The following is a 23,047-nucleotide window of genomic DNA, read 5'->3' as shown; positions in this document are numbered from 1 at the left end:
AACCTGCCAAAATAAACCTGTCCCTTTTTGGTAGGTCGACGGCCGCATGCGACACAAAAAGGCGGGCCATCTCCCGCAGGAGATGACCCGCCTCTCCAATCAGTCCCGCGGCAACCATGGCCGCCGCGGGCCTCAAGCATGTCCCGGACTAGGAGAACATGCCGGTGAGGTAATCATTCAGCCGCTTATCCTTGGGCCGTTGGAAAATCTCGTCGGTCTCGTCGTACTCGACCATATCGCCCATGTAGAAAAACGCCGTGCGGTTGGACACGCGCGCCGCCTGCTCCATGTTGTGCGTCACGATGACGATGGCGCGGTCGGCAACAATCGATGACATCAGGTCCTCGATTGCCAGCGTCGAGATGGGGTCGAGCGCCGAGCAGGGCTCGTCAAACAGAATCACATCGGGATTGAGCGCCAGCGTGCGCGCAATACACAGGCGTTGCTGCTGGCCGCCCGAAAGCGCGTAGGCGCTCTTGTCGAGCTTGTCCTTGACCTCGTCCCACAGCGCCGCGCCACGCAGGCTTTCCTCGACCATGCGATCGAGCTCGTCGCGGTCAGTAATGCCGTGGCGTTTGGGCGCAAACGTGATGTTGTCGCGAATGGACTTGCGAAAGGGGTTGGGCTGCTGAAACACCATGCCAATGGATCGACGCAGCTCGTAGGTGTTCTCGGTCTTGGTGTTCACGTTGCGCCCGCGGTAGTTGATCTCGCCCTCCACGCGGCAGCCGCGAATCTCGCGATTCATAAGGTTGAGGCTGCGCAAAAAGGTCGACTTACCGCAGCCCGAAGGCCCGATGAGCGCCGTGATCTCGCCCTTGTGAAAGTCGAGCGACGTATCGTGCAGCGCATGGTGGTCGCCATAGTACACGTTGACGTCCTTGGTGGAAAGCACGACCTCGTCGCTCACCGCTTTGCCGCTTACGCGCACGCGCTTCTCGCTCTCCCCCACGCTCGACAAAAAGACCTGGGTCTCGGACGCGGCCGCCTCGGTTGCGGGCGTTTCATTTATCTCGCTCATTCGGCCGTCATCCTCCTTGCCAGTTGTTTGCCCACGATACGGGCGACTACGTTAAACAGCAGCACGCAAATCATCAGCAGTGCCGCGGTGCCCCAAACAATCTGCTGTGCCTCGGGGCTACCCTCGCCGTAGATCTTATAGATGTGCACGGCGAGCGACTCACCGGGGCGGAACACGTTCCAGGCGCAAGTGGGACTCGACAGGTTAAAGCTCAAGAAGTTCAGGCGAACCGGCGAGCTCATGCCCGAGGTAAAGAGCAGCGCCGCGGCCTCGCCAAACACGCGGCCGGCCGAAAGCACGATACCGGTCACGATGGCGGGCATGGCCTCGGGGATCAGGATGTGCAGCGTGGCCTCCCAGCGGGTGAGGCCCATAGCCAGGCACGCATCGCGCTGGGCCTGCGGCACGTCCTCGAGCGCCTGCTGAATCACGCGCACCAGGATGGGAATGTTGAACATGGTGAGCGCGACGGCGCCGGAGATGATGGAGTACTTCCAACCCAGCTGCACCGAGAACACCAGAAAGCCGAACATGCCGACGACGATGGAAGGCAGCGAGGACAGCGTCTCGATGGCGGTGGAGGCGATGTCGCGGATGGGTCCGTCCGGCGCGTACTCAACCAGGAAAACCGCGCCGCCCAGACTGATGGGCACCGAGATACTTAAGGTGATCAGCAGCAGATAGAACGAGTCGAACAGCTGGTAGAGCACGCCGCCCTGGGTTCCGTTGGCGCGCGCGGGCTGCGTGAGAAAGCCCGGCTGGAACAACGTCGAGATGCCCTCGAACAGAATATAGCCCACCATGGAGACGACGATGAGCATGACGATGGCGACGATTGCCGTCAGCACGCCCGTGGCGATGCGGTCCTGCTTTTGGACGCGCCCGAGTCTCGCCTCGTCGATATGAATGCGCGTGCTAGCCACGAGCCTTCGCCCCCTTGCGGCCGATAAGGTGGATGATCAGGATAAAGATGAGGCTCATGCCCATCAGCAGCAGACCGAGCGCCCACAGGACATCGTCTTGGGCAGAGCCCTCGGCATAGACCGCCATGGACGTGGTGAGCGTGGTGGTGATGGTGGAGGCCGGCGACAGCAGCGACGTCGGCATGGCCTCGATACCGCCGATAACCATGCGCACGGCGAGCGTCTCGCCAAAGGCACGGGTCATGCCAAGGATGACCGCGGTCATGAGCGACGGCATGGCGGATTTGAGTACCACGTGCCAGATGGTCTGCCAGCGGGTGTAGCCCAGCGCGAGCGAACCCTGACGGTAGCTATCGGGCACGGCACGCAGGCCATCGACCGAAAGGGTGGTCATCGTCGGCAAGATCATGACGGCCAGCACAATGGCGCCGGGCAAGATGCCCAGGCCCGTGCTCACGTGGAAAACGCTCTTCATAAGACCGACGACCACGTGAAAGCCGACCAGGCCAAAGACGACCGAGGGAATGCCGGTCAAAAGCTCAATAAGCGGCTGAAACACCTTGGAGCCAAACTTAGGGCTAATCTCGACCGCAAAGATAGCAGAGCCGATGGCGATGGGCAACGCGATAAGCGTGGAGAGCACCATGACCGCAAACGAGGTGACGATCAGGGGCAGGGCGCCGGTATAGGGCAGGCCGTTTTCGGCCGTGTTGGCCAGGTCCCACTTGGTGCCGGTAAAGAACTCGACGACCGAAACGCCGTCCTTGAGAAAAGCCGAGAGGCCCTTTTGGGCGACCATAAAGATGAGCGCGGCAACGACAAGCGTCACGAGCGCTACGCACGCGCCCGTGACGCCCAGGCCCACGTTCTCAAGGTCGCGCTTTGGCAGCTGTTTTGCCATTGCAAACCTTTCCGGGGCGATTACTTATTTAGCGGAGACCTTGCCGCTGGCGTCCTTGACGACCTTCATGGCAGAGACGGGGATAAAGCCCTGCTCCTCGACAAGTTTGCCCTGGACGTCGTCGGAAAGCATGAACTCCAGGAAGGCCTTGGTGGCATCGTCGGCGTCCTTTGCGCAGTACATGTGCTCGGTCGCCCAGATCTTAAAGGAGTCGTCGGTGACGTTTGCGCTCTTGGGCTCCACGCCCTCGACCTTGATGGCGTTGAACTTGGAGTCGTCGAAGTGCGAGAAGTCGAGGTAGGAGATGGCGTTGTCGGTGCTGGCCATCTGAGTCTGGACGTCGCCGGACTTGTCGAGCTCGGCGTCGCCCTTAAAGTCGACGGCCTCGTCACCAAAGACGGCGGCCTCGAAGGTGGCGCGGGTGCCGGAGCCGGCCTTGCGGTTGAGAACGACGATGGTGGCGTCGTCGCCGCCGACCTCCTTCCAGTTGGTGATCTGGCCGGAGAAGATGCCCTTGAGCTGCTCGAGGGACAAGTCGTCGACCTTCACGTTCTTGGAGACGACGGGACCCATGCCCACGACGGCGACCTCGTGGTCGACGAGGTTCTTGACCTGGTCGGCCTCGAGCTTGGTCTCGGCGAAGACGTCGGAGTTACCGATGGTAACGGTACCGGCGGCAACGGCGGTCAGGCCCTTGCCTGAACCGTTGCCCGAGCCAGAGACGGAGACGTCCGGGTTGGCGTCCATGAACTTCTCGGCAGCGGCCTCGACGAGAGCCTGGAACGAGGAGGCGCCGTCGTAGGTCACCTCGCCGGAGACGGACTCGGCAGCGGCGCTGCCCTTGTCGGCGGCGTTGGAAGCGCCCGCGCCGCCGCAACCAACGAGGCCGAGGCCCACGAAGCTGGCAAGACCACCAGCGAGGCCGAGGAACTGACGACGAGAATAAGCCTGATCGAGCATAATCTTCCTTTCATACATGCGACTCGCGGGCACCCTGCCCGCTTTGCTGTTTGGAAAGATACGGCCTCGATCGGGCGGTGCCCGCGCCAACTGCGGTTTCTTACGGGCATTTGATAGACCCTTACCGCAAGCGCGACTCGGCTTTACAAACGAATAACAAACCCGCCCCCAAGCATGGCCCGCCTTTTACACCAATAAAAACAAAGTTGCGGTGAAATAGTTCCTGCTTGGCCATCAAATGGCCCATTCTAGGAACTATTCCATCGCAACTTAGATTAGGAAACCGCGAAACCTTAAAGCTCTAATTCATTCAAACGGAGGATCGCAACAATATAGATCTTGAGCGCCTGCTTGAGCTGTTCCTCGTTGGCGCACTCGTTGGGGCCGTGCATCTGGCCGCCCCATGCGGGCAGCTCCAGGCCGGTTTCCTCGGGGCCAAACGACACGGCGCGGGCAAAGTTGCGTGCGTACGTGCCGCCGCCCATGGCAAAGGGCTCGGCATGCTTGCCCGTAAACTCGTTATAGGTATCAATAAGCGCCTTCACGGCCGGATCGTCGGCGGACACCGAGAACGGCACCTTTGCACGACCCACACGGCACGTCACGCCAAAGCGGCCCACGAGCGGCTCGAGCTGCTCGCAGATGGTATCGGCGTTCGTGCTGTCGGGGAAACGTACGTCGATGACCTGCTCAATATGGCCATCCATCACACGGATAACACCGGGGTTGCACGTGAGCGGGCCAAACGCCGGGCTCGTCGCGTCGATACCCAGGCCGTGGCCATAGGCATCCGCATGTACAAAGGTCAGAAACTTGACAAACTCGTGCTCGGCGGGCGTCAGCAGGCGCTCGTCGCGTGCACCAAACGCGTCCTCGGCCTCGCGCAGATACGCCACGATGAGGCCGACGGCATTGATCGTTCCCTCGGGCATCGAAGCGTGGCCACCAATACCGTGGGCGAAAATCTGCGCATGCCCGTTATCGAGCGCCGTGATCTCCAGGCGGTCGGCGTTCTCAACGGGCGCCGGCAGCTCATCGGCGGCAATCGCGAGCTCGCAGATAGACTGCGACGGAATGGCGTTGCTCGCCTCGGCACCGCTCCACGATACGATGCGCCCGCCGTCGATCTTGGAGCTCACAAACGTCGCCCCAAACTGGCCCTTCTCGGCATTGCAGACCGGGAACTCGGCATCGGGCGTAAACAAAAAGTCGGGGTCTGCGTGGTTCTCCAGATAATGGTGAACGTCGGACATGCCCACTTCCTCATCGCAGCCCAGCAGCGCGCGGAAGGTATAGCGCGGCACAATGCCGTGCTTGATCAGGTAGGCACCGGCGTAGAGCGACAACACGGCCGGGCCCTTGTCGTCGATCACGCCACGACCGAGCAGCCAGCCCTCGCGGCGCTCCATCGCAAACGGGTCGGTGTTCCAACCGGGACCGGCGGGCACCACATCCACATGGCAGATGGTCGCAAGCTGCTTATCGCCGCGGCCGGGAATGTCGGCGATGCCCACATAGCCCTCGTCGTCGCTCGTCTGGTAGCCGAGCTTTTGCGCAATGCCGAGCGCACAATCGAGCGCATCACGGACCGGGCGGCCAAACGGCGCACCGGGCTCCGCATGGGCAGCAACGGCCACGGACGGATAGCTCACCAGCTGCTCGATATCGGCAACGACATCTTCCCAGATCTCGTCGACATACTCGGTAACGCTCTGTTCCACCTGATTCATGGACGACCTCCTTACCAATGAGCGACGGCCACACCCGCCCCTCGCATAACGTCATTAGATGGCGAAAAGTTTAGCAAGCTCGGCCACCGAGTGCACCACTGCATCGGCACCCGCCGCCTCGTGCTCGCCCGGCACCGCCGCGCCCGAATAGATGCCAATGCACGGCACGCCCCTTGCGTGCGCGCCCTCCACATCGTTAAAGCGGTCGCCGATCATCACGGCATCGTCCGCCGTCGCGCCGAGCGCCGCCAGGGCATCGCGAACCGAATCGGCCTTGGTCTCGCGCCCCTGCGGCGGATTCATACCGACCACCGCCTCAAACTGCGAAAGCCCCAGCTCGCCCACCATGTCGATGCACTTTGCCTCCATGCGCGACGTCGCCACGGCCAAGTGATGCCCCTGGGCGACCAGGCCATCGAGCAGTTCGGGAATTCCATCGAACACGGGGTACTCTTCCGGTCCCAGCTCATCAAAAAAGGCACGGTACTCGTCGGCCACCACAAGCGACTCCTCGCGCGAGAAGCCGTAAAAGTCGTGGAAGCTCTTCCACAACGGAGGCCCGATCATGCGGCGCAGGTCACCCATCTGCGCCTCAGAAAACCCGCGCGCAGCCAGCGCTTTACGCGTCGAGGTCATCACCGCCCGGCCCGTATCGGCCACCGTGCCGTCAAAATCAAACAGCACGACCAGCCGCTTGCATATCTCCAGTGCCTCCATCGACATCCCTCTTCCCCCAGTTGACGATTTCCACACCGAAACTTCAACCTGTTGACTATTCAACAATTGAACCTAGCAATTTTAGCCCCGTCCCATTTTACCTACCCTACATCAGCCCGCTCAGGGCGATGTCGACGGCCTCGTTGAGGTCATCGGTGATGTGGACGAGGTCTGGATCGAGTGGGCTGATCATGCCGGCATCCATCACCGGGCCGTTGAGCCAGTCGAACAGGCCCTGCCAGTATTCGCTGCCCACCAAAACAAGCGGCATGCGCTTGACCTTGTGCGTCTGCACCAGCGTGAGCACCTCAAACATCTCGTCGAGCGTACCAAAACCACCGGGAAACACGATGGCGCCCGAGCTGTATTTGACAAACATGGTCTTGCGCACAAAGAAGTAACGGAAGTCCATGCCGAGGTTCACGTATTTGTTGAGCCCATGCTCGTGCGGAAGCTCAATACCCAAGCCGACCGACTTGCCGTTGGCACTCGCCGCTCCCCTGTTGGCCGCCTCCATAATGCCAGGACCACCGCCGGTGATAACCGCCACGCCGCGCTGCGCGATCTTGCGGCCGACCGTGCGCGCCGCCTTGTAGAGCGGATCGGTCTTGGGCGTACGGGCACTGCCGAAGATGGTCACCGCGGGCCCGAGCTCGGCAAGCGCGCCGAAGCCATCGACAAACTCGGCCTGAATGCGCAGCACACGCCACGGGTCGGCGTGCAACCAGTCAGTCGAGTCCTCGGGCGCCAGCAGGTTGGCGTAGGTGTTGTCCTTAGGAATCATAGGGCCGCGCATAACCACGGGGCCGCGTCGGTACGTCTCGTCGTAGGCCGGCTCGCCCTCGACGTTCTCATTCTTAATCATGGGATACTCCTATCGAAAATAGAAACGGGCGGGGTCGACGCCATGCGTCAAACACCCGCCCGAACATCAACCATTCGGTATGGTACCCACGATGCATCAAGCGCTTGCAAGGCATCGGTCAGAGGTCGTGCAAGCGATGCCGACGCATGCGATGCCCGGCGCCGGCTACGCACGGTCGATTGGCACGTAGCCTCGACACCGCGCGAGCGCCCCCGTAAGCACACCCGCAGCTCTTAGTAATCCACTGCCGCGGGGCTGTTCATCCAGTCGCTCACGAACGCACCGTAACGTCCCTCGATAATGGCCTGGCGGGCACGCTGCATAAGGTTGAGCAGGTAGTAGATGTTGTGCATCGAAAGCAAAATGCCGCCGAGCATCTCCTTCTGCGTGACCATGTGGCGAATGAGCGCACGGCTGTAACCGCCCGTGCACACCGGGCAGGTACAGGTGGGATCGATGGGGCCGTCGTCGTGCGCAAAGCGGGCGTTGCGGAAGTTAAGGCGACCCTCGCTCGAGAACGCCGTCCCCATGCGGCCGGTGCGCGTCGGCAGCACGCAGTCGAACATGTCGATGCCCACGCCTACACCACGCACGAGCGTCGTCGGGTTGCCGACGCCCATCAGGTAGCGCGGCTTATGTTTGGGCATGTACTCGCTCGCGAGCGGTGCCAGCGTCTCAAACATGGTCTCGTGGTCCTCGCCCACCGAGTAGCCGCCAATGCCGTAACCGGGGAAGTCACCGCACTCCTCCAGATGGCGCAGCGAACGCAGGCGCAGGTCCAGATGCATGCCACCCTGAACGATGCCAAAGAGCGCCTGGTCATCGCGGGTATGAGCTTTATAGCAGCGCTCGGCCCACATGCTCGACAGCTCAACGGCGCGCTCAACGTAGGCGCGCGTGGCGGGATAGCCCGGGCACTGGTCGAGCTGCATGCAGATGTCGGAGCCGAGCTTCATGGCGATTTCCATGTTGTCCTCGGGCGTCCAGAACACGTGGCGGCCGTCGTAGTCGTTGACGATAAAGCGCACGCCCTCGTCGGTGAGCTTGACGGCGTCGTTGTGGCTGAACACCTGGAAACCGCCGGAATCAGTGAGGATGGGGCCATGCCAGTTCATAAACTTGTGCAGACCACCCAACTCGGCGATGGTGTCCTCGCCGGGACGCATGGACAGGTGATAGGTATTGGCGAGCACGATCTGGGCGCCGAGCTGCTTGACAGTCTCGGTAGGAATGCCCTTGACGTTTGCCTTGGTGCCCACGGGCATAAAGATCGGCGTCTCGATGTCGCCGTGCGGAGTGTGCAGCACGCCGGCACGCGCATGCGTCGTCGGATCCTCGGCGATCAGGTCGAATTTAAATAGGCTCTGGTCCATAAACTGGAACTCCTTGGTTGCGGTTCATACGCAAACCATTATAAAGACCGTGGCAGGTGAACGGCATAACGTCTTTCGGAGAAGGGAATGTCAAGCGCAAACTGAATAGAGCGGCCAAATTTTTGCTATCCAAGCGAGCCATCGAACACGTTTTGAAACTTTGCTGCGGCGCGCGGGATGCCGGCGCGAGACTTTATCATAGGGTGACAATCAACGATGAGGAGCACATGCCTATGACAGACGAGCTGGACCCCCAGACTCAGCAGCATATTGATGATTCCGCAGACGTCGCCGACGACTGCAGCACTCCTACCTGCGTCGCCGCTTCCGTCGATGCATCCGCCGAAGATGCGCACGCCGGTGCGGATAAGGCAACAGACACAGGCGATACTGTCGAGCATGACGAAGGCGAGCAACCGGAGTCGAACGACGCCGAGCCCGACGCGGACCCCGCGTCACAGGCGGCAGGCCCCATCGAGGTATCTTCGGAAGAAGAACTCGATGCCGTCATGGACTCCATGATGGATGCCGTCAAAGCGATGAAAGACGCCGTGGCCGACGCCGATGTGGACGCCGAAGAAGAGAAGGCCGCCGAGGCCGCATCGACCTTCGTGCCTGGCGAGACCCCCGTTGCCGACCAAGGCAGCACCGTACCTTCGTTCTTACAGCTCGAGCACCCTACAATTGGCGCAGATGCAGTTGACCCGCACACTGCCGGCTTTTCCGTGATCGAGGGTGGCACCGGCAATATCGCCACGTCGCAGGCGCCCGATGCGGGTGCGGCCGACGCCGGTCACCCGACCGCTCCACACGCCCCTGCAGCCAGCCGCGATCTGGGAACCGCCGTCTCAAATACAGCAAACGCCGTAGGCACTTTTATCGCCCAGGGCGCCTCTGCCATGCGCGAGATGAACGCCGCAAAGAAGGCGCTCGCGGACGCTCGTGCCCACCTGGCCGAACTTGATCAGCGCATCGCCGATCAAGGCGAGGAGCTCGAGACGCGCCAGGATATCGCAAGCCGCTACGGCCAAATCGTCGCCGAGCAGCGCCACGCTATCGACACGGCACAAAAGGCCGCCGCGGCGGCAGAAATCGGCCGCGACGCCCATGCCGCCAAGACAACAGAGCTCAAAGCGCAGCTCGAACAAATAAAAGAAGAGGACGACGCCACCGAGCGGCGTCTCAAAGCCGCACTCGATGCCGTCGAAGCGCGCGAAGCCAGCTCGCGCGAGACCGGTAACCGCCTCGTACGACGTCTCGAGGATTCCAAGCGCATCCGCGACAAGGTACAGGCCGAGCGCGACGCCGGCGTTGCCGCAGCGCAGCAAACCGTCGACGCCACGCGTGCTCAACTCGAAACGTTGCGCCGTGAGTATGCCGAGCTGCAGCGCAATCCCTCGGCAAATCCCGCCAACTATACGGTGCGCACCAGCGAGCTTTCGATGCAGATCTCCGACACGGCTGATGCCCTGCGTAAAGCCGAGGAAGATGTCCCGCGCATCGCCGCCGATCTTGAGCACTCGCTCGCAGCCGCCGAGCACGCCGTCGAGCAGGCGCAAGCCCCCATCGCCGACGCCAAGCGCGCCCATCAGGCCGTGACGGCCGAGGCCGATGCCGCGCGCGACGAGCTGCAGACCGCAAAGGCGGCCGCTGCAACGCGCCAGCGCGAATTACGCGAGAAGATCGTCACCGAGGACAAAGCGCGTCAAGAGCAAGAGCAGGCTATCGCCAATGCCCAGGCGGACGTCGCGCATGCGCAGTCGATCATCGAGCAGGCGACCGAGGTGCACAACCATCCCGAGATCACCGAATCGCTCGCGGGCTCCCTGGCTCGCGATAAGGCCGAGCGCGCCGAAACCGAGCGCGAAGTGGCTCAGCTCGAAGCCGCCGAGAACGACGTGCGCGAGCGCACCCGCGACTCACGCGTCAAATTCACCGGCGCAATCGTCTGCATTGTTGCCGTAATCCTCGTGATCGTCCTAATCTGGCTGTTCGCGAGCAAGTAAACCAGCTGCCAAAAAACACTCACCGCAACGTTTTGATTGGTGCAAAGGGGCCAGGCTACTTTGCACCAACTTGGTGCATATAAAGCAGTCCCCATCGCACCAACAACGTTTGCCCAGATAAAACCTGCCAAAATAAACCTGTCCCTTTTTGGCAGGTTGAACCACGGCAACGCCAATGTTTTGGCGAAGTCAGCGAAAACCCGCCAGAACGGCAATCTCTTGACAACCAAAGAAATGCCGATGTTTTGCCAGCGACAGCGAGCGGGTCGCATTTGAGGCAAGGTGACGTGAAACGAAAGGGCGCTGACCTTCTGGTCGCGCCCTTGAAGTTGAACGTCAGATTGTCCAAATGCGGCCCGCGCAGCGTCGAGCAGTTACGCGGTTCGTAGAACCGCGTAACTAACAAATGAGCATGGCGTCGCCAAAGCTGAAGAAGCGGTAGCGCTGCTCGATAGCGGCGGCATAGGCATCCATGATCTGATCGCGGGTGGCAAGTGCGCTCACGAGCATCATGAGTGTGGAGCGCGGAACATGGAAGTTAGTGATCAGCGCGTCGACCACGTGATAGGTCGAGCCGGGCATGAGGTAGAGCTGCGTCGTCGCGTTCTCGCGCGCCACGATGTCACCACGGCCGAGCGTGTCGGCCCCGTCCTTACGGCCCTCAAAATAGCGCGCCGTCACAGCCGGATCGGACACCGGCGCGTCCGCGTCAAACGCACTCTCGAGCGAGCGGACTGCGGTGGTACCGACAGCAATCACGCGATGCCCCTCGGCCTTAGCCTTATGCACGGCGTCGACAACCTCCTGCGACACGTGATAGCGCTCGGTGTGCATCACGTGCTGCGTGGGGTCGTCCTCCTCCACCAGACGGAAGGTATCGATGCCCACCTCGAGCTCGACGGCGGCAAACTTCGCACCCTTGGCCTCGATAGCGGCCATGAGCTCGGGAGTAAAGTGCAGGCCCGCCGTGGGAGCGGCAGCTGAGTGCTCCTCCTTCATGGCGTAGACGGTCTGGTACTTCTCGGGATCGCCCTCGTAATCGGTAATGTAGGGCGGCAGCGGCACGTGGCCGGCAGCATGGATAGCCTCATCGAGCGTGCGCGGGTCGCCGGCGGCATTGCAACCGGCTGGCTCAAAACGCACCAGGCGGCCGCCGCGGCTATCGGTGACAAAGTCGACGACCTCGGCCGTCAGCACCACGGGAGCACCCTCGGGCGCATGGGCACCACCGGCGCGATACTCAATCTGAGCACCGGGCTTTAGGCGCTTGCCCGGCTTGACCAGACACTCCCAAACGTGACCCAGCGGATCCACGTCCTCGCGGCGCTTGAGCAGCAGCGTTTCGACCACGCCGCCCGAGCCTGTCTTGCGACCGATAAGACGGGCCGGCATCACGCGCGTCTGGTTGATGACGAGCACGTCACCCGGCTCGATATAGTCGATGATGTCGCGGAAGATGCGGTGCTCGACGGTGCCGCCATGCTCCAGTGGCGTTCCCGCCTGGGAGCCCCTGCGATCCACCACCAGCAGGCGGCAGGAGTCGCGCGGCTCGGCAGGAGCCTGGGCAATCAGTTCCTCAGGAAGGTTGTAGTCAAAATCATCGGTACGCATAGACACGTCGAATACTCCTTATATAGCTAAAATCCGCTCTACATCCTAGCAGGCTGCCAGCCCAAAAGAACTACTTTTTGGCGGCTTTGCGCTCGTCGCGGATGCGGGCGCGGTCCATGGCCGCCTCGACGGCCGAGAATCGGCAGCCGCAATAATTCTGCCGATACATGCCCAGCTCGCGCGAACGGCGTGTCGCCTCGGGATAATACGGGCGAAAATCGCGAATCACCGGGGTGAGACCGCGGGAGGCAGCCAGACGCTCCAACACATCGTTGCAGGTGTCGAACAACTGATACGGCGAGACGGCGAGCGTCGTACCCACAAACTCAAACCCGCACTCCTGGGCCACACGGCATGCCTCGGCCAGGCGCAGGGCATAGCACGCACGACAGCGACGGGGTCGATCGGCGCCCAGCGGGGCCACGCCGGCCTCCCAGCGCTCGCGGTCCTCCCCCGCCTCGATGAGCTCGATGTCGCCATCGGCACACCACCGGCGCAGCTCGTCCAAGCGGCGCTGCCATTCATCGCGCGGCTGAATATTGGGGTTGGTCCAGCAAATCGTGGGCTCAAACCCCTCCTCACGCAGCAGACGAACCGGCTCCAGCGAGCACGGCGCACAGCACGCGTGCAGCAGCAGCGGCTTCATGGACATCTCCTCCCCCACAATAAGTAGTCTTTTTGGGACGGGGCTATTTTGACTACTTTTGACGTCAAGCAGTTCCAAATACCTGCATCAACAGGAAAGTAGTCAAAATAGCCCCGTCCCAAAAAGACTACTGACCAAAAAAGCGCACGCCAAAGGACGTATCTTCGCAGGCGACAATGCGGCGGTCGCGCAAAATGGTCCGCACGTAATACCAGTCGCCCACACAGCCCGACAAATGCAAGCCGGCCGCCAGGTAGCACAGCAGCGGATAGCCCGAAAACGCAAACCCCAGGGCAAATGCTGTCGTCACGACAACCGTCGGCGCCAGACAAACTGCCATGTACCGCCGGCGCGAATACACCACGCCCTCGGCGCAGGCGTAAATCATGCACGTCTCGAGGTTCGCCCCAAAGGTCACGTGCGCACCGGCGGGCGCAAACAGCTTAAAGAACACGCCGTGCACCAGCTCGTGCACGGCAAATGACGCCGCCGAAACCGCAGCCAAGCCAACTATCCAGCCCAAGACAGCCATCCAGCCACCCGCGTCAGCCGCATCCAAGTCCGCGGGCCCACCCAGCAGCACAAACACCGGCACCAGGCACGCGGCAAATGCGCCAAGCACGGCCATCCCCCACACAAAGCAAGCGTGCAGGAAATCCTCGTCTTCAAACGCATGTATGTTGGAAATCTCATTCATAGCATCTTAGGATAGCGCCCCTGCCACGCACCCGCCCGCATGTGCGATAATGTCGAACGATATGCACGAATTGACCACCGCGTCGCCGAGCCCCGCGCCCGGCTGCGCTCTCACCATATGCGAAGGAGTCCCATGGCATCCAAATACTCCATGAACGACCGTCCCAGCTGGCCCCGCCGCGCCATCGTTACCGCCGGCGAGCCCTATGGCAACAAGGGTCTTCACTTTGGCCACGTTGGCGGCGTCTTTGTCCCGGCCGACTTCTTCGCCCGCTTCCTGCGCGACCGCCTGGGCCGCGAGAACGTCATCTTCACCTCGGGCACCGACTGCTACGGCTCGCCCATCATGGAGAGCTACCGCAAGCTCAAGGAGAACGAGGGCTACGATAAGTCCATTAGCGAGTATGTCGAGTCCAATCACTCCCGTCAGGCCGCGACCCTCAACAACTACAACATCAGCTGCGACATCTACGGCGGCTCGGGCCTTGAGCCGGCTGCGCAGATTCACAACAAGGTGACCGCCGAGATTATCGAGCGCCTGCACGAGCAGGGCACCATCTCCAAGCGCTCTACCCTTCAGTTCTACGACGCCAAGGCCGGCACGTTCCTCAACGGTCGCCAGGTCATCGGCCGCTGCCCCATCCAAGGTTGCAAGTCCGAGAAGGCTTATGCCGACGAGTGCGACCTGGGCCACCAGTTTGAGCCCGAGGAGCTCATCGCGCCCAAGAGCCAGCTCACCGGCGAGGTGCCCGAGCTGCGCCCGGTCGACAACCTCTACTTCGACCTGCCGGCCTACCTCGACTTTATGAAGACCTACACCGCCAAGCTCGCCCAGAACCCGCAGGTTCGCTCCGTGGTCTCCAAGACCATGGAAGAGTGGCTGCTGCCGGCACAGCTCTATATCCAGAACAAGTTCCGCGAGGCCTTCGACGCCGTCGAGGACCAGCTCCCCGAGCACACCGTGCTGGAGCCCGAGGGCAACAAGAGCAGTTTTACCGTCACCTTCCCCAGCTGGAAGGAGCGCGACGACGCCCACGCGGTGCTCACCAACGGCGGCGTGCGCTTCCGTAGCGGCAAGGCGCTCGTGCCCTTCCGCATCACCGGCAACATCGACTGGGGCGTTCCGGTGCCCGAGGTCGATGGCGTCTCCGACGTCACCTGCTGGTGCTGGCCCGAGAGCCTGTGGGCGCCCATCAGCTATACGCGAACCGTGCTCGCCCGCGATGCCCGCGCCGCCGGCGTGACCGAGGGCGTCGCCGCCCAGGATGCCGCCCTCATGGGCGAGCCCGCCGCCGATTCCACGCAGGTCCCCGCGCCCACCTATCAGCACAGCTCGCTCGACTGGCGCGACTGGTGGTGCTCGGACGACGCACAGATCTACCAGTTTATCGGTCAGGACAACATCTACTTCTACTGCATCGCGCAGACCGCCATGTGGGAGGCCCTGGGTTGGAACCTCACGCAGAGCACCGTCAGCGCCTGCTATCACCTGCTCTACATGGGCAAAAAAGCCAGCTCGTCCTCGCAGACGCCTCCCCCGCCGGCAGACGACCTGCTCAATCACTACACCTGCGAGCAGATGCGTGCGCATTGGCTGTCGCTCGGCCTGTCCGAGAAGCCGGTGAGCTTTAGCCCCAAGGCATATGACACACGCGTGACCGGCAAGGACAAGGACGGCAACGAGGTGCGCGCCTGCGACGACAAGCGCGTTATCGACCCGGCCCTTAAGGAGAGCGCGCTTTTGACCGGCGTGTTCAACCGCCTGGCCCGCAGCTGCTTCTACGGCGTCGCCGTCAAGGAGGGCGACGAGAGCCCCTACCGCAACGGATGCATCCCCGCCGGTGCCGCCTCCGCCACCGTGGTCGAAGCCGCCGAGCAGGCAGCTCTCGCCTTTGAGCAAGCCATGTACAAGTTCGAGACGCACCGCGCGCTCGCCGTGTGTGACGACTACCTGCGTGCCGCCAACAAGCGCTGGAGCGACGCCTCCAAGGCTGCCAACAAACTCGAGGGTAGCGAGGCAAACACCGCAATGACGCAGGCACTGGTCGACGCCTTTACCGAGCTGCGCGTGGCGACCGTCCTGATGCACGGCATCGTCCCGGCCGGCTGCGAGCTCATCTGCGAGTACTTCGACATCGATCCGGTCGCCTTCTTTAGCTGGGACAACATCTTTGCCTCCACGGATGAGTTTGTGGAGAGCCTGGGCGAGAAGCCCGGCGAGCACCGCGTAAAGCCGCTGCCCCCGCGCTTCGACTTCTTCAGCAAGCACGAGAGCCAGTACTAGACAAACGCCAAGGCAGACTAGTCAATTTGGGACGGGGCTATTTTAGCTACCCCGTCCCAAATTTAACTGCAACGCCTGCCGAAACGGACGGGCAGCTAAAATAGCCCCGTCCCAAATTGACTACTTTTAATGGAATGGGAAGGAAAGACGGATGTCCAAGCCGCGTCGTCGTAAGCAGAAAAAGCAGGTTAAGCCCGAGCTCAAGCTCAGGCAGTTTGCCGCCACCGAGCTTTCCGACCAGCTTGCCGCCCAACACTCCGCCGCCGACCTGCCGCGCTTTATGGTCGACACGGTCGCCGGCGCCTATGCGCCTGCCGATGCCGAGCTCATGATCGAGGGCTTTGGCGCCGCAGACACGCGCCCGGTCACGCTGCGTGCCAACACGCTCAAGGCAACCGCCGAGGACATCGCCGCCGCGCTCGACGCAGCCGGCATCGCCCACCAAACCGTTGCCTGGTACCCGGACGCTTTCATCCTGCCCGAGGCCCAGGTATCCGATCTGTGGGATCTCGACATCTACCGCAACGGCAAAATCTATCTGCAGAGCCTGTCGTCCATGATGCCTCCTTTGGTGCTGGGCGCTCAGGCCGGCGAGGATATCCTGGACATGTGCGCGGCCCCCGGCGGCAAGACGACGCAGATTGCCGCTCTCACCCAGGGACAGGCGCACCTCACCGCCTGCGAGATGAGCATTCCCCGCGCCGAAAAGCTCGAGGCCAACTTGGGCCGCCAGGGCGCCAAAAACGTGCCCGTCATGCGTATCGACGCACGCGAGCTTGACGAGTTCTTCCGCTTTGACCGCATCCTGCTCGACGCCCCCTGCACCGGCACGGGCACCGTCATCAGCGGCAACGAGAAAAGCCTGCGCGGCCTGACCGAGCAGCTGCTCTGCAAGTGCGCCCGCTCGCAGCGCGCGCTTCTGGACCGCGCCATGGGCGCCCTCAAGCCGGGCGGCACGCTCGTCTATTCGACTTGTTCGATCTTGCCGCAGGAAAACGAGGACGCCCTGCAAGAGGCCCTCGACAAACACATGGACTGCGAGCTCATCCCCCTCGACGGCACGCCGAGCGAAAGCGAAGCGCGCCGTGCTCAGGAAGCTGGCGAAGAGCCACGCGTCGAGAGCAACGCCCTCACCGAGGCCATCGCCACCGGCCACGTCTCGACCGTCGCCAACGGCATGCCCGGCACGCTGACCATCCCGCCCAGCCGCGACTTTGAGGGCTTCTACATCGCTCTGATCCGAAAACGCAGCTAGCGCACGGACCAACTCAACAAGCTATCTCCGTGCGCGCCTGTCCTGCTGGTCCTTATGCCGCGCAAGCGCTTCACGCTCCTTGCGCTCGGCTCTTTTGCCCTTAATGGCCGTAACCACAAAGTAGATGACCGCGGCGGCTACGATTGCGCCCACGCATAGGCCAATCGAGCTCAATATTGTCGTGATTTCCATACCGCGCCACCTCTCTTATAAACGGGACATCCAAGATAGCACCTCGATTCCTGCCACCACAGCTCCTTCACGTTCGCCGGCCCTTCGGTCTAACGGATAGCGCGGCGGGGAAAAATCAACTCGTCAAACGTTTTAGCAACGTAGCGCCGGTCGCACGCTGCCGACCGCACATTATAGAAACGGACCGCAATGGATTCTCTCAACGATTTGAACGAGCGTGTTGACGCTTTTGTCGCCACCAGCTCCTTCGACACGCCCGCCGCGACGAACGACCAAGCCCCCATCGATGTTCCCGCCGAGGTTCACGAGGACATCGTCGCCTCGGTCGATTTCTCAGAGGTTGAGCTTGCGGACGAATTTACCGAGCCCCAGGTGGCTGTAACCCCCAGCGGCCTTTTGCCCATGGAGCCGCTGCCCATCGACGGGCGCCTGCGCAAGGCGGCCCTCCGCATGCCCGATGAGATCGAGGAGGCCAGCGGCTTTACGCTCTTTGGACGCCGCATCAAATCGCTCATCTACACCACCGACGTGGCGGTCATCCGCAACTCCAATGCCGACGCCGTGTTTGCCGTCTACCCCTTCACGCCGCAGCCCGCCATTACGCAGGCGCTGCTGACTGTTGCCGAGTGCCCGGTCTTTGTGGGCGTTGGCGGCGGTACCACCACCGGTAAGCGCTCCGTGCAGATGGCGGCCGTCTCCGAGATGCAAGGCGCGGCGGGCTGCGTGGTCAACTCCCCCGCTACCGCCGAGATGGTCGAGCACATCACCAACATCGCCGACATCCCCGTCATCGCCACGGTCGTTCGCTGCGATGACGATGCCCACGCCAAGGTGCGCGCCGGGGCCAAGATCCTCAACATCGCCGCCGGCAAAAACACACCCCAGGTCCTACGCGAGCTGCGAGAGCACTATCCCAGCCTGCCGCTCATCGCACCGGGTGGCAAGACGCCCGAGAGCATCCGTGAAACCATCGCCGCCGGCGCCAACGCTATCATCTGGACGCCGCCTTCGGCCCAGCAGCTGCAAACCGACATGATGGAGCGCTACCGCAAGATGAAGGAAGACGCCACGCCTGTCATCTCGCGCGACGATGTGCCCATTATCGACCAGGTCGCCGCCGCCGAGGTCAGCCAGGTCGAGAACATGAATCCCGACGTGCCGATTCCCGACGAGGTCATCGAGCGCGTCGCCTCGATCCACGATCATATCGAGGAGCGTCGTGCCAACCGCGGACTCAAGCCCTCGCTACACGGTTTCTTCTTCCGTGGAAAGAAACGCTAGCCGCAACAGCAAGGCCCGCCCCGCAAACAACGGGACGGGCCTTTTTCTGTTATCAAATGTCAGGAGGACAGGCGTAGCCGTTAAAACCGTCAGCCAGCCCACAAACGTTAGTCCACGCGCTTGTCGCCCATAAAGAAGAGCGCCACCGTACCAGGTCCGGTATGCGAGCCAATCAGAGTACCGATGTCATTAATCTCAATCTTGCCTTTAAGCTGCGGAATCTGTTCCTCTATCAGCGCCGCAACTGCCTCGGCATCCTCGCGACACGCCGAGTGCGACATGATGCACTTACCCGAATAATCCGCACCGCCCTGCACGTGTGCCATCATGGTCTTAGCCATCTCGGAAATCGCACGCTTCTTGGTGCGAATCTTCTCACGCGGCGCCAGCTCACCTTCGCAATCGACCGTCATAAGCGGGCAAATCTTGAGTGCCGTGCCGATGATCGCGCTCGCGGCCGAAATGCGACCGCCGCGCAGGTAGCTCGACAGATCGGTCGAAAAGAACCAGTGGTGCAGGTTGAGTTTATGCCCCTCAATCCAAGCGGCCGTCTCGTCGAGCGAAGCGCCGCCATCGCGAACGTCGGCGGCACATTCCGCCAGCAGGCCAAGGCCCGAAGACGCCGCCAGCGAATCGATGACGCGCACCTTGCCGCCCTGGGGATAGCGATCCGCGAGCATCTGCGCCGCAACGCAGGCCGATCCATACGTGCCCGAAATACCCGACGACAACGTCAGGTGCAGCACGTCTTTACCCTCGGCAACAAACGGCTCCCAAAACTCCTCGTACTCACCCACGCTCACCTGAGACGTCTTGGGCATGGCACCGGCGGCAATCTGGGCAAAAAACTCGTCCGGCGTAATCGACTGATACAGATCATCCGTATAGACAACATCGTCGATCTCGTAATGAAAACACACGACAGGAATATTGCGCGACGCAAAGAACTCACGGGTTCGATCGGCGGCGGATTCACAGGTCAGGACAAAATCACTCATATGAGGCTCCTTACTCATTGCTGCGCAAATTATCGCACAGCATGCGTGAATACGGTACAAATGTCCGTTATTTACCAAATTGAACCAAAGGTAGTGAACATCTTTACCGTCATCATCTCTAGCGATCTCGGAGGTATGCGCCTGCAAAAACGACCCTACGTCTCCACTCAACCGCCATATCTACCTTGACTAAATCGATTTAGCAAACCGTTCGGCCAACAATTCAATCTCCTAACCCCAATCGAAACAGAAGCAGCGCATACTGATAAACGTTTGACGCTGTTTATCAGTTTTACCAACCCCATCGGAAGGTGTTTCATGGTCGCATTCGATCGCAATCCGCAAGACTTCAAGTATCTGCGCCTGCTGTCGAGACAGTTCCCCACCGAGCAATCCGCATTCACCGAGATCATCAACCTCTCGGCCATCCTCAACCTACCCAAGGGCACCGAGCATTTTATGAGCGATGTGCATGGCGAGTACGAAGCCTTTATGCACATCCTCAACAACTGCTCGGGCGTCGTGCGCGAGCATGTCGACGAAATCTTTGGCGACACGCTCTCCTTTAACGAAAAAGGCGAGCTGTGCACGCTCATCTACTACCCGCGCGAGAAGATCGATCTGGTCCGCAGCCGGCACGAGGACTCGCCCACCTGGTACAAGACCATGCTCAACCAGCTCATTGTGGTTGCCCGCTCGCTTTCGAGCCGCTACACCCGCTCCAAGGTACGTAAGGCCATCCCGCGCGATTACGCCTACATCATCGACGAGCTGCTGCACACGCATCCGGACGAGAACAACTACCGCGTGCGTTATCACGAGCGTATTATCGAATCCATCTTGGAGACCGCCAGCGCCGACGACTTTATCGAGTCGCTCGCCTCGCTCATCAAGCGCCTCGCCGTGGACCACCTGCACTTGGTGGGCGACATCTTCGACCGCGGCGGCGGCGCGGCCAAGATTATGGACCGCCTGCTCACCTATCATTCGCTCGATATTCAGTGGGGCAATCACGACCTGCTGTGGATGGGCGCCGCTGCCGGCGAGCCCGCCTGCATCGCCACGGTGCTACGCAACAACCTGCGCTACGACAACTACGAAATTCTCGAGAACGACTACGGCATCTCGCTGCGCGAGCTTGTCGCCTTTGCCAACGCTACCTATACCGCCGGCGAGCCCATCAGCCCGCTCATCAAAGCCATCAACGTTCTGCTCTTTAAGCTCGAGGGCCAGATTATCCAGCGCCACCCCGAGTTCGACATGGCCGACCGTCTACTGCTCGACAAGGTCGATCACGATGCCGGCACGGTCACCCTCGCCGACGGCAGTGTGTGGCCGCTCACGACTAACGACTTCCCCACCGTCGATCCAGCGGACCCCTACACGCTCACGCCCGAGGAGCAGCACATCATCGACAAGCTCGTGTCCGAGTTTGTCACCGCCGATCATCTGCATCGCCACATCGATTTCCTCTATACCCACGGCTCCATGTATAAGGTCGCCAACGGCAATCTGCTGTTCCACGGCTGCGTACCGCTCAACGAAGACGGCACCTTTAGCAGCATGAACTGCCTGGGTACCTGGCACGCCGGCCGCGATTATTTTGATTTTTGCGACTATATCGCCCGCCGCGCCTGGCGCGTCGGCGACCGCGATGCCCTCGACTGGATGTGGTACCTGTGGATCGGCTTTAACTCACCCGCCAGCGGACGCGTGGTGCGCACCTTCGAGCGCGCCTACATTGCCGACAAGAGCACGTGGGTCGAGCCGATGGACCCGTACTACACGCTCACCACGTCCTCGTCCGTTTGCGACGACATCATGCGCGAGTTTGGCGTCGCCCCCATGGCCTGCTCGCCGACGGGCCATATCATCAACGGCCATACGCCCGTCAAGACCACCAAGGGCGAGCAGCCCATCCGCGCCAACGGAAAGTTGCTGGTCATCGACGGCGGTTTCTGTCGCGCCTACCACCCCAAAACGGGCATCGCCGGTTACACGCTCATCTCGAGCTCGCGCGGATGCCGCCTCAAGTCGCACCAGGCCTTTACCAGCGTTGCCGAGGCGCTCACCCGCAACATCGATATCGAAAGCGAGACCAACCGCTTTGACGAGGCCGACCGGCGCCGCATGGTGAGCGACACCGATACCGGCGTCAAGATTCGCAGTCAGATCCAAGACCTGCGCCAGCTCCTCGATGCATATAGAAACGGTGCTATCGAGGAGCGCGCCTAGCCCCACCTGCGGGAATTGGTTAAACTTGCTGGGTTTGTCATCCCCGCGGCGCCCCGGCGCCACCCTAAGGCAGGTACCATGCAAAAGCTCCTTGCGCAGATCATAAAGTTTGGCGTCGTCGGCGTCGTTGCCACCGTCATCGACTTTGGCATCATGAATCTGCTCCACTACGGCCTGGGCCTCAACATCTTGATCGCCAACACCAGCGGTTTTATCGTCTCGCTCATCTTTAACTACGTCGCGAGCATGAAGTACGTGTTTGCACACAAGGAGGGCATGAGCCGCCGCCGCGAGTTCATCATCTTTGTCGTGCTATCCGTTATTGGCCTGGCGCTCAACGACGGCATCGTGCTTGCCCTCAACGCCGGCCTGGGCCTCGAGGCCAATATCGCCAAGATTTGCGCTACCGCACTCGTCATGGTCTACAACTTTGTAACGCGAAAGATCTTCCTAGAGGGCGAGCAGGCCAAATAGGTCGGCCTCCTCGTTGCACCACGGGGACCTGCGGATGACGCGCGTCGAGCGCAGCGTTGCCTGAGCCTTGCTCGTTTACGGGCAAATTTGCAGCGTTTGCAGATTACCTCTTGAATATTTGGCGAGTTCGTATAGTTCTTGCCAAAGACCTTACGTTTGCCATGCAAAAGCTCTAAAGTATCTCGTTGCTCGATTCATCAACGCATTGGATGTGATTACGTGCGCAACGCGCTGGCACAACCTCATACCAAGCAGTTCCTCAAGTTCGCTGTCGTGGGCCTTATCTCCTTTGGCGTCGACTGGGGCATGCTTATTGCGCTCGTCGAGCTGTTCCACCTCGACTTTTTGATGAGCACGACGGTCTCGTTTACCACGTCCGTCGTGGTTAACTACTGGCTCAGCATGAAGTACGTGTTCGACCATCGCGAGGGCATGAGCCGTAAGCGCGAGTTCACGATCTTTACCATCCTGTCGGTGATCGGTCTGGGCCTCAACGACCTGTACATGTTTGTGGGCGTCACGTTTTTGAGCATCGGCTACCAGGCCATGAAGGCCATCGCCACGTTCCTGGTCACCTGGTACAACTACTTTAGCCGTCGCTTTTTCCTCGAAGGCGCACGGTCGTAGTCAGCCAAACATACCCTTGCATTCGCAACCGGTTGGAATTCACGTTCCAACCGGTTTTTTGTTTGCAGAGTCTGCCGAGGAAGGCGGGCTACGGTGCATGAATGGGACGCAGTTTCCCCATGAACGCCGTTCCGGAAAGTGTATCCCAGATTGCAGCCTCAGAATGGGATGCAGCTTCCGCAACGCCGTCCTAGCGGAAACTGTGTCCCGGAATCAGTCAACAGAACGGGACGCAGTTTCCAGATGAGCCCC

General features: G+C 61.3%; 20 protein-coding genes. 7 read left to right on the top strand and 13 right to left on the bottom strand.

The window, feature by feature from the left end:
• Nucleotides 1-148: 148 nt before the first annotated feature.
• The 8 genes from pstB to tgt form a co-directional block, all read right to left on the bottom strand.
• A complete protein-coding gene (gene pstB / locus ACQRAQ_RS07785; RefSeq protein WP_427794458.1) occupies nt 149-1,021 on the bottom strand; it encodes a phosphate ABC transporter ATP-binding protein PstB in 873 nt (290 codons plus the stop codon).
• Entirely contained in the window at nt 1,018-1,944 is a 927-nt protein-coding gene (gene pstA / locus ACQRAQ_RS07780; RefSeq protein ID WP_427794457.1) for a phosphate ABC transporter permease PstA, read from the bottom strand. The genes pstB and pstA overlap by 4 nt, the downstream gene beginning before the upstream one ends.
• Nucleotides 1,937-2,845, bottom strand: coding sequence for a phosphate ABC transporter permease subunit PstC (gene pstC / locus ACQRAQ_RS07775; protein WP_427719566.1), 909 nt, complete (start codon nt 2,843-2,845; stop codon nt 1,937-1,939). Before pstC ends, pstA begins: the two co-directional genes overlap by 8 nt.
• Before the next feature lie 24 nt (nt 2,846-2,869).
• Nucleotides 2,870-3,805, bottom strand: a complete 936-nt coding sequence (locus tag ACQRAQ_RS07770) for a phosphate ABC transporter substrate-binding protein (protein WP_154515770.1) — start codon at nt 3,803-3,805, stop codon at nt 2,870-2,872.
• Nucleotides 3,806-4,098: 293 nt separating this feature from the next.
• The gene (locus ACQRAQ_RS07765; RefSeq protein ID WP_427794456.1) at nt 4,099-5,535 is read right to left on the bottom strand and encodes a M20 family metallopeptidase; all 1,437 of its coding nucleotides are present in this window, start codon (nt 5,533-5,535) and stop codon (nt 4,099-4,101) included.
• Between the two features lie 54 nt (nt 5,536-5,589).
• Nucleotides 5,590-6,252, bottom strand: coding sequence for an HAD hydrolase-like protein (locus ACQRAQ_RS07760; protein ID WP_427794455.1), 663 nt, complete (start codon nt 6,250-6,252; stop codon nt 5,590-5,592).
• A gap of 106 nt (nt 6,253-6,358) precedes the next feature.
• Nucleotides 6,359-7,117, bottom strand: a complete 759-nt coding sequence (locus tag ACQRAQ_RS07755; RefSeq protein WP_427719574.1) for a TIGR00730 family Rossman fold protein — start codon at nt 7,115-7,117, stop codon at nt 6,359-6,361.
• Nucleotides 7,118-7,350: 233 nt separating this feature from the next.
• Nucleotides 7,351-8,490, bottom strand: a complete 1,140-nt coding sequence (tgt, locus tag ACQRAQ_RS07750) for a tRNA guanosine(34) transglycosylase Tgt (RefSeq protein WP_195622157.1) — start codon at nt 8,488-8,490, stop codon at nt 7,351-7,353.
• A 233-nt stretch (nt 8,491-8,723) separates the two neighbouring features.
• Between tgt and ACQRAQ_RS07745 the strand changes: the two genes are divergently transcribed.
• Nucleotides 8,724-10,496 carry a hypothetical protein gene (locus ACQRAQ_RS07745; protein ID WP_427794454.1) on the top strand — a complete coding sequence of 591 codons (1,773 nt, stop codon included), beginning with the start codon at nt 8,724-8,726 and terminating at the stop codon, nt 10,494-10,496.
• Nucleotides 10,497-10,895: 399 nt separating this feature from the next.
• Here ACQRAQ_RS07745 and queA read toward each other — a convergent pair whose 3' ends face one another.
• The 3 genes from queA to ACQRAQ_RS07730 form a co-directional block, all read right to left on the bottom strand.
• Nucleotides 10,896-12,107, bottom strand: coding sequence for a tRNA preQ1(34) S-adenosylmethionine ribosyltransferase-isomerase QueA (queA, locus tag ACQRAQ_RS07740; RefSeq protein WP_427794459.1), 1,212 nt, complete (start codon nt 12,105-12,107; stop codon nt 10,896-10,898).
• Between the two features lie 70 nt (nt 12,108-12,177).
• Complete coding sequence (locus ACQRAQ_RS07735) at nt 12,178-12,753, bottom strand: epoxyqueuosine reductase QueH (RefSeq protein ID WP_427794453.1); 576 nt, start codon at nt 12,751-12,753, stop codon at nt 12,178-12,180.
• 127 nt (nt 12,754-12,880) lie between these two features.
• On the bottom strand, nt 12,881-13,450 hold the full coding sequence (locus tag ACQRAQ_RS07730; protein ID WP_427794452.1) for a DUF3267 domain-containing protein: 570 nt from the start codon (nt 13,448-13,450) through the stop codon (nt 12,881-12,883).
• Nucleotides 13,451-13,582: 132 nt separating this feature from the next.
• Here ACQRAQ_RS07730 and ACQRAQ_RS07725 point away from each other — a divergent pair, with 132 nt between their 5' ends.
• Both ACQRAQ_RS07725 and ACQRAQ_RS07720 read left to right on the top strand, forming a co-directional pair.
• A complete protein-coding gene (locus tag ACQRAQ_RS07725; protein ID WP_427794451.1) occupies nt 13,583-15,733 on the top strand; it encodes a methionine--tRNA ligase in 2,151 nt (716 codons plus the stop codon).
• Nucleotides 15,734-15,884: 151 nt separating this feature from the next.
• Nucleotides 15,885-16,988 carry an RsmB/NOP family class I SAM-dependent RNA methyltransferase gene (locus ACQRAQ_RS07720; protein WP_427794450.1) on the top strand — a complete coding sequence of 368 codons (1,104 nt, stop codon included), beginning with the start codon at nt 15,885-15,887 and terminating at the stop codon, nt 16,986-16,988.
• 21 nt (nt 16,989-17,009) lie between these two features.
• Here ACQRAQ_RS07720 and ACQRAQ_RS07715 read toward each other — a convergent pair whose 3' ends face one another.
• Nucleotides 17,010-17,180, bottom strand: a complete 171-nt coding sequence (locus tag ACQRAQ_RS07715; RefSeq protein ID WP_427794449.1) for a hypothetical protein — start codon at nt 17,178-17,180, stop codon at nt 17,010-17,012.
• Nucleotides 17,181-17,369: 189 nt separating this feature from the next.
• Between ACQRAQ_RS07715 and ACQRAQ_RS07710 the strand changes: the two genes are divergently transcribed.
• The gene (locus ACQRAQ_RS07710; RefSeq protein WP_427728970.1) at nt 17,370-18,461 is read left to right on the top strand and encodes a hypothetical protein; all 1,092 of its coding nucleotides are present in this window, start codon (nt 17,370-17,372) and stop codon (nt 18,459-18,461) included.
• A gap of 107 nt (nt 18,462-18,568) precedes the next feature.
• Here ACQRAQ_RS07710 and ACQRAQ_RS07705 read toward each other — a convergent pair whose 3' ends face one another.
• On the bottom strand, nt 18,569-19,459 hold the full coding sequence (locus ACQRAQ_RS07705) for a DegV family protein (RefSeq protein WP_427794448.1): 891 nt from the start codon (nt 19,457-19,459) through the stop codon (nt 18,569-18,571).
• Nucleotides 19,460-19,777: 318 nt separating this feature from the next.
• Here ACQRAQ_RS07705 and ACQRAQ_RS07700 point away from each other — a divergent pair, with 318 nt between their 5' ends.
• From ACQRAQ_RS07700 to ACQRAQ_RS07690, 3 genes are all read left to right on the top strand, one after another.
• A complete protein-coding gene (locus tag ACQRAQ_RS07700) occupies nt 19,778-21,694 on the top strand; it encodes a fructose-1,6-bisphosphatase (RefSeq protein ID WP_427719821.1) in 1,917 nt (638 codons plus the stop codon).
• Between the two features lie 78 nt (nt 21,695-21,772).
• A complete protein-coding gene (locus ACQRAQ_RS07695; protein ID WP_427719820.1) occupies nt 21,773-22,168 on the top strand; it encodes a GtrA family protein in 396 nt (131 codons plus the stop codon).
• Between the two features lie 219 nt (nt 22,169-22,387).
• Nucleotides 22,388-22,795: a GtrA family protein gene (locus ACQRAQ_RS07690; RefSeq protein WP_370450581.1), complete on the top strand. Its 408-nt coding sequence runs from the start codon at nt 22,388-22,390 to the stop codon at nt 22,793-22,795.
• Nucleotides 22,796-23,047: the final 252 nt, after the last annotated feature.

It is taken from the genome of Collinsella sp. SGI.178, assembly GCF_050313495.1.
Taxonomy (GTDB): domain Bacteria; phylum Actinomycetota; class Coriobacteriia; order Coriobacteriales; family Coriobacteriaceae; genus Collinsella.
Note: the sequence above shows the minus strand (reverse complement) of the source record. Positions and strands in the feature narration are given on the sequence as shown.

Bases quoted from the DNA above. Each gene is read 5' to 3' on its own strand.
- ACQRAQ_RS07735 (WP_427794453.1), bottom strand. From the start codon at position 12,753: ATGAAGCCGCTGCTGCTGCACGCGTGCTGTGCGCCGTGCTCGCTGGAG.
- ACQRAQ_RS07760 (WP_427794455.1), bottom strand. From the start codon at position 6,252: ATGGAGGCACTGGAGATATGCAAGCGGCTGGTCGTGCTGTTTGATTTT.
- ACQRAQ_RS07725 (WP_427794451.1), top strand. From the start codon at position 13,583: ATGGCATCCAAATACTCCATGAACGACCGTCCCAGCTGGCCCCGCCGC.
- ACQRAQ_RS07700 (WP_427719821.1), top strand. From the start codon at position 19,778: ATGGTCGCATTCGATCGCAATCCGCAAGACTTCAAGTATCTGCGCCTG.
- ACQRAQ_RS07695 (WP_427719820.1), top strand. From the start codon at position 21,773: ATGCAAAAGCTCCTTGCGCAGATCATAAAGTTTGGCGTCGTCGGCGTC.
- ACQRAQ_RS07715 (WP_427794449.1), bottom strand. From the start codon at position 17,180: ATGGAAATCACGACAATATTGAGCTCGATTGGCCTATGCGTGGGCGCA.
- pstC (WP_427719566.1), bottom strand. From the start codon at position 2,845: ATGGCAAAACAGCTGCCAAAGCGCGACCTTGAGAACGTGGGCCTGGGC.
- ACQRAQ_RS07755 (WP_427719574.1), bottom strand. From the start codon at position 7,117: ATGATTAAGAATGAGAACGTCGAGGGCGAGCCGGCCTACGACGAGACG.
- tgt (WP_195622157.1), bottom strand. From the start codon at position 8,490: ATGGACCAGAGCCTATTTAAATTCGACCTGATCGCCGAGGATCCGACG.
- ACQRAQ_RS07720 (WP_427794450.1), top strand. From the start codon at position 15,885: ATGTCCAAGCCGCGTCGTCGTAAGCAGAAAAAGCAGGTTAAGCCCGAG.
- ACQRAQ_RS07730 (WP_427794452.1), bottom strand. From the start codon at position 13,450: ATGAATGAGATTTCCAACATACATGCGTTTGAAGACGAGGATTTCCTG.
- ACQRAQ_RS07705 (WP_427794448.1), bottom strand. From the start codon at position 19,459: ATGAGTGATTTTGTCCTGACCTGTGAATCCGCCGCCGATCGAACCCGT.
- ACQRAQ_RS07770 (WP_154515770.1), bottom strand. From the start codon at position 3,805: ATGCTCGATCAGGCTTATTCTCGTCGTCAGTTCCTCGGCCTCGCTGGT.
- ACQRAQ_RS07710 (WP_427728970.1), top strand. From the start codon at position 17,370: ATGGATTCTCTCAACGATTTGAACGAGCGTGTTGACGCTTTTGTCGCC.
- pstB (WP_427794458.1), bottom strand. From the start codon at position 1,021: ATGAGCGAGATAAATGAAACGCCCGCAACCGAGGCGGCCGCGTCCGAG.
- ACQRAQ_RS07745 (WP_427794454.1), top strand. From the start codon at position 8,724: ATGACAGACGAGCTGGACCCCCAGACTCAGCAGCATATTGATGATTCC.
- ACQRAQ_RS07765 (WP_427794456.1), bottom strand. From the start codon at position 5,535: ATGAATCAGGTGGAACAGAGCGTTACCGAGTATGTCGACGAGATCTGG.
- queA (WP_427794459.1), bottom strand. From the start codon at position 12,107: ATGCGTACCGATGATTTTGACTACAACCTTCCTGAGGAACTGATTGCC.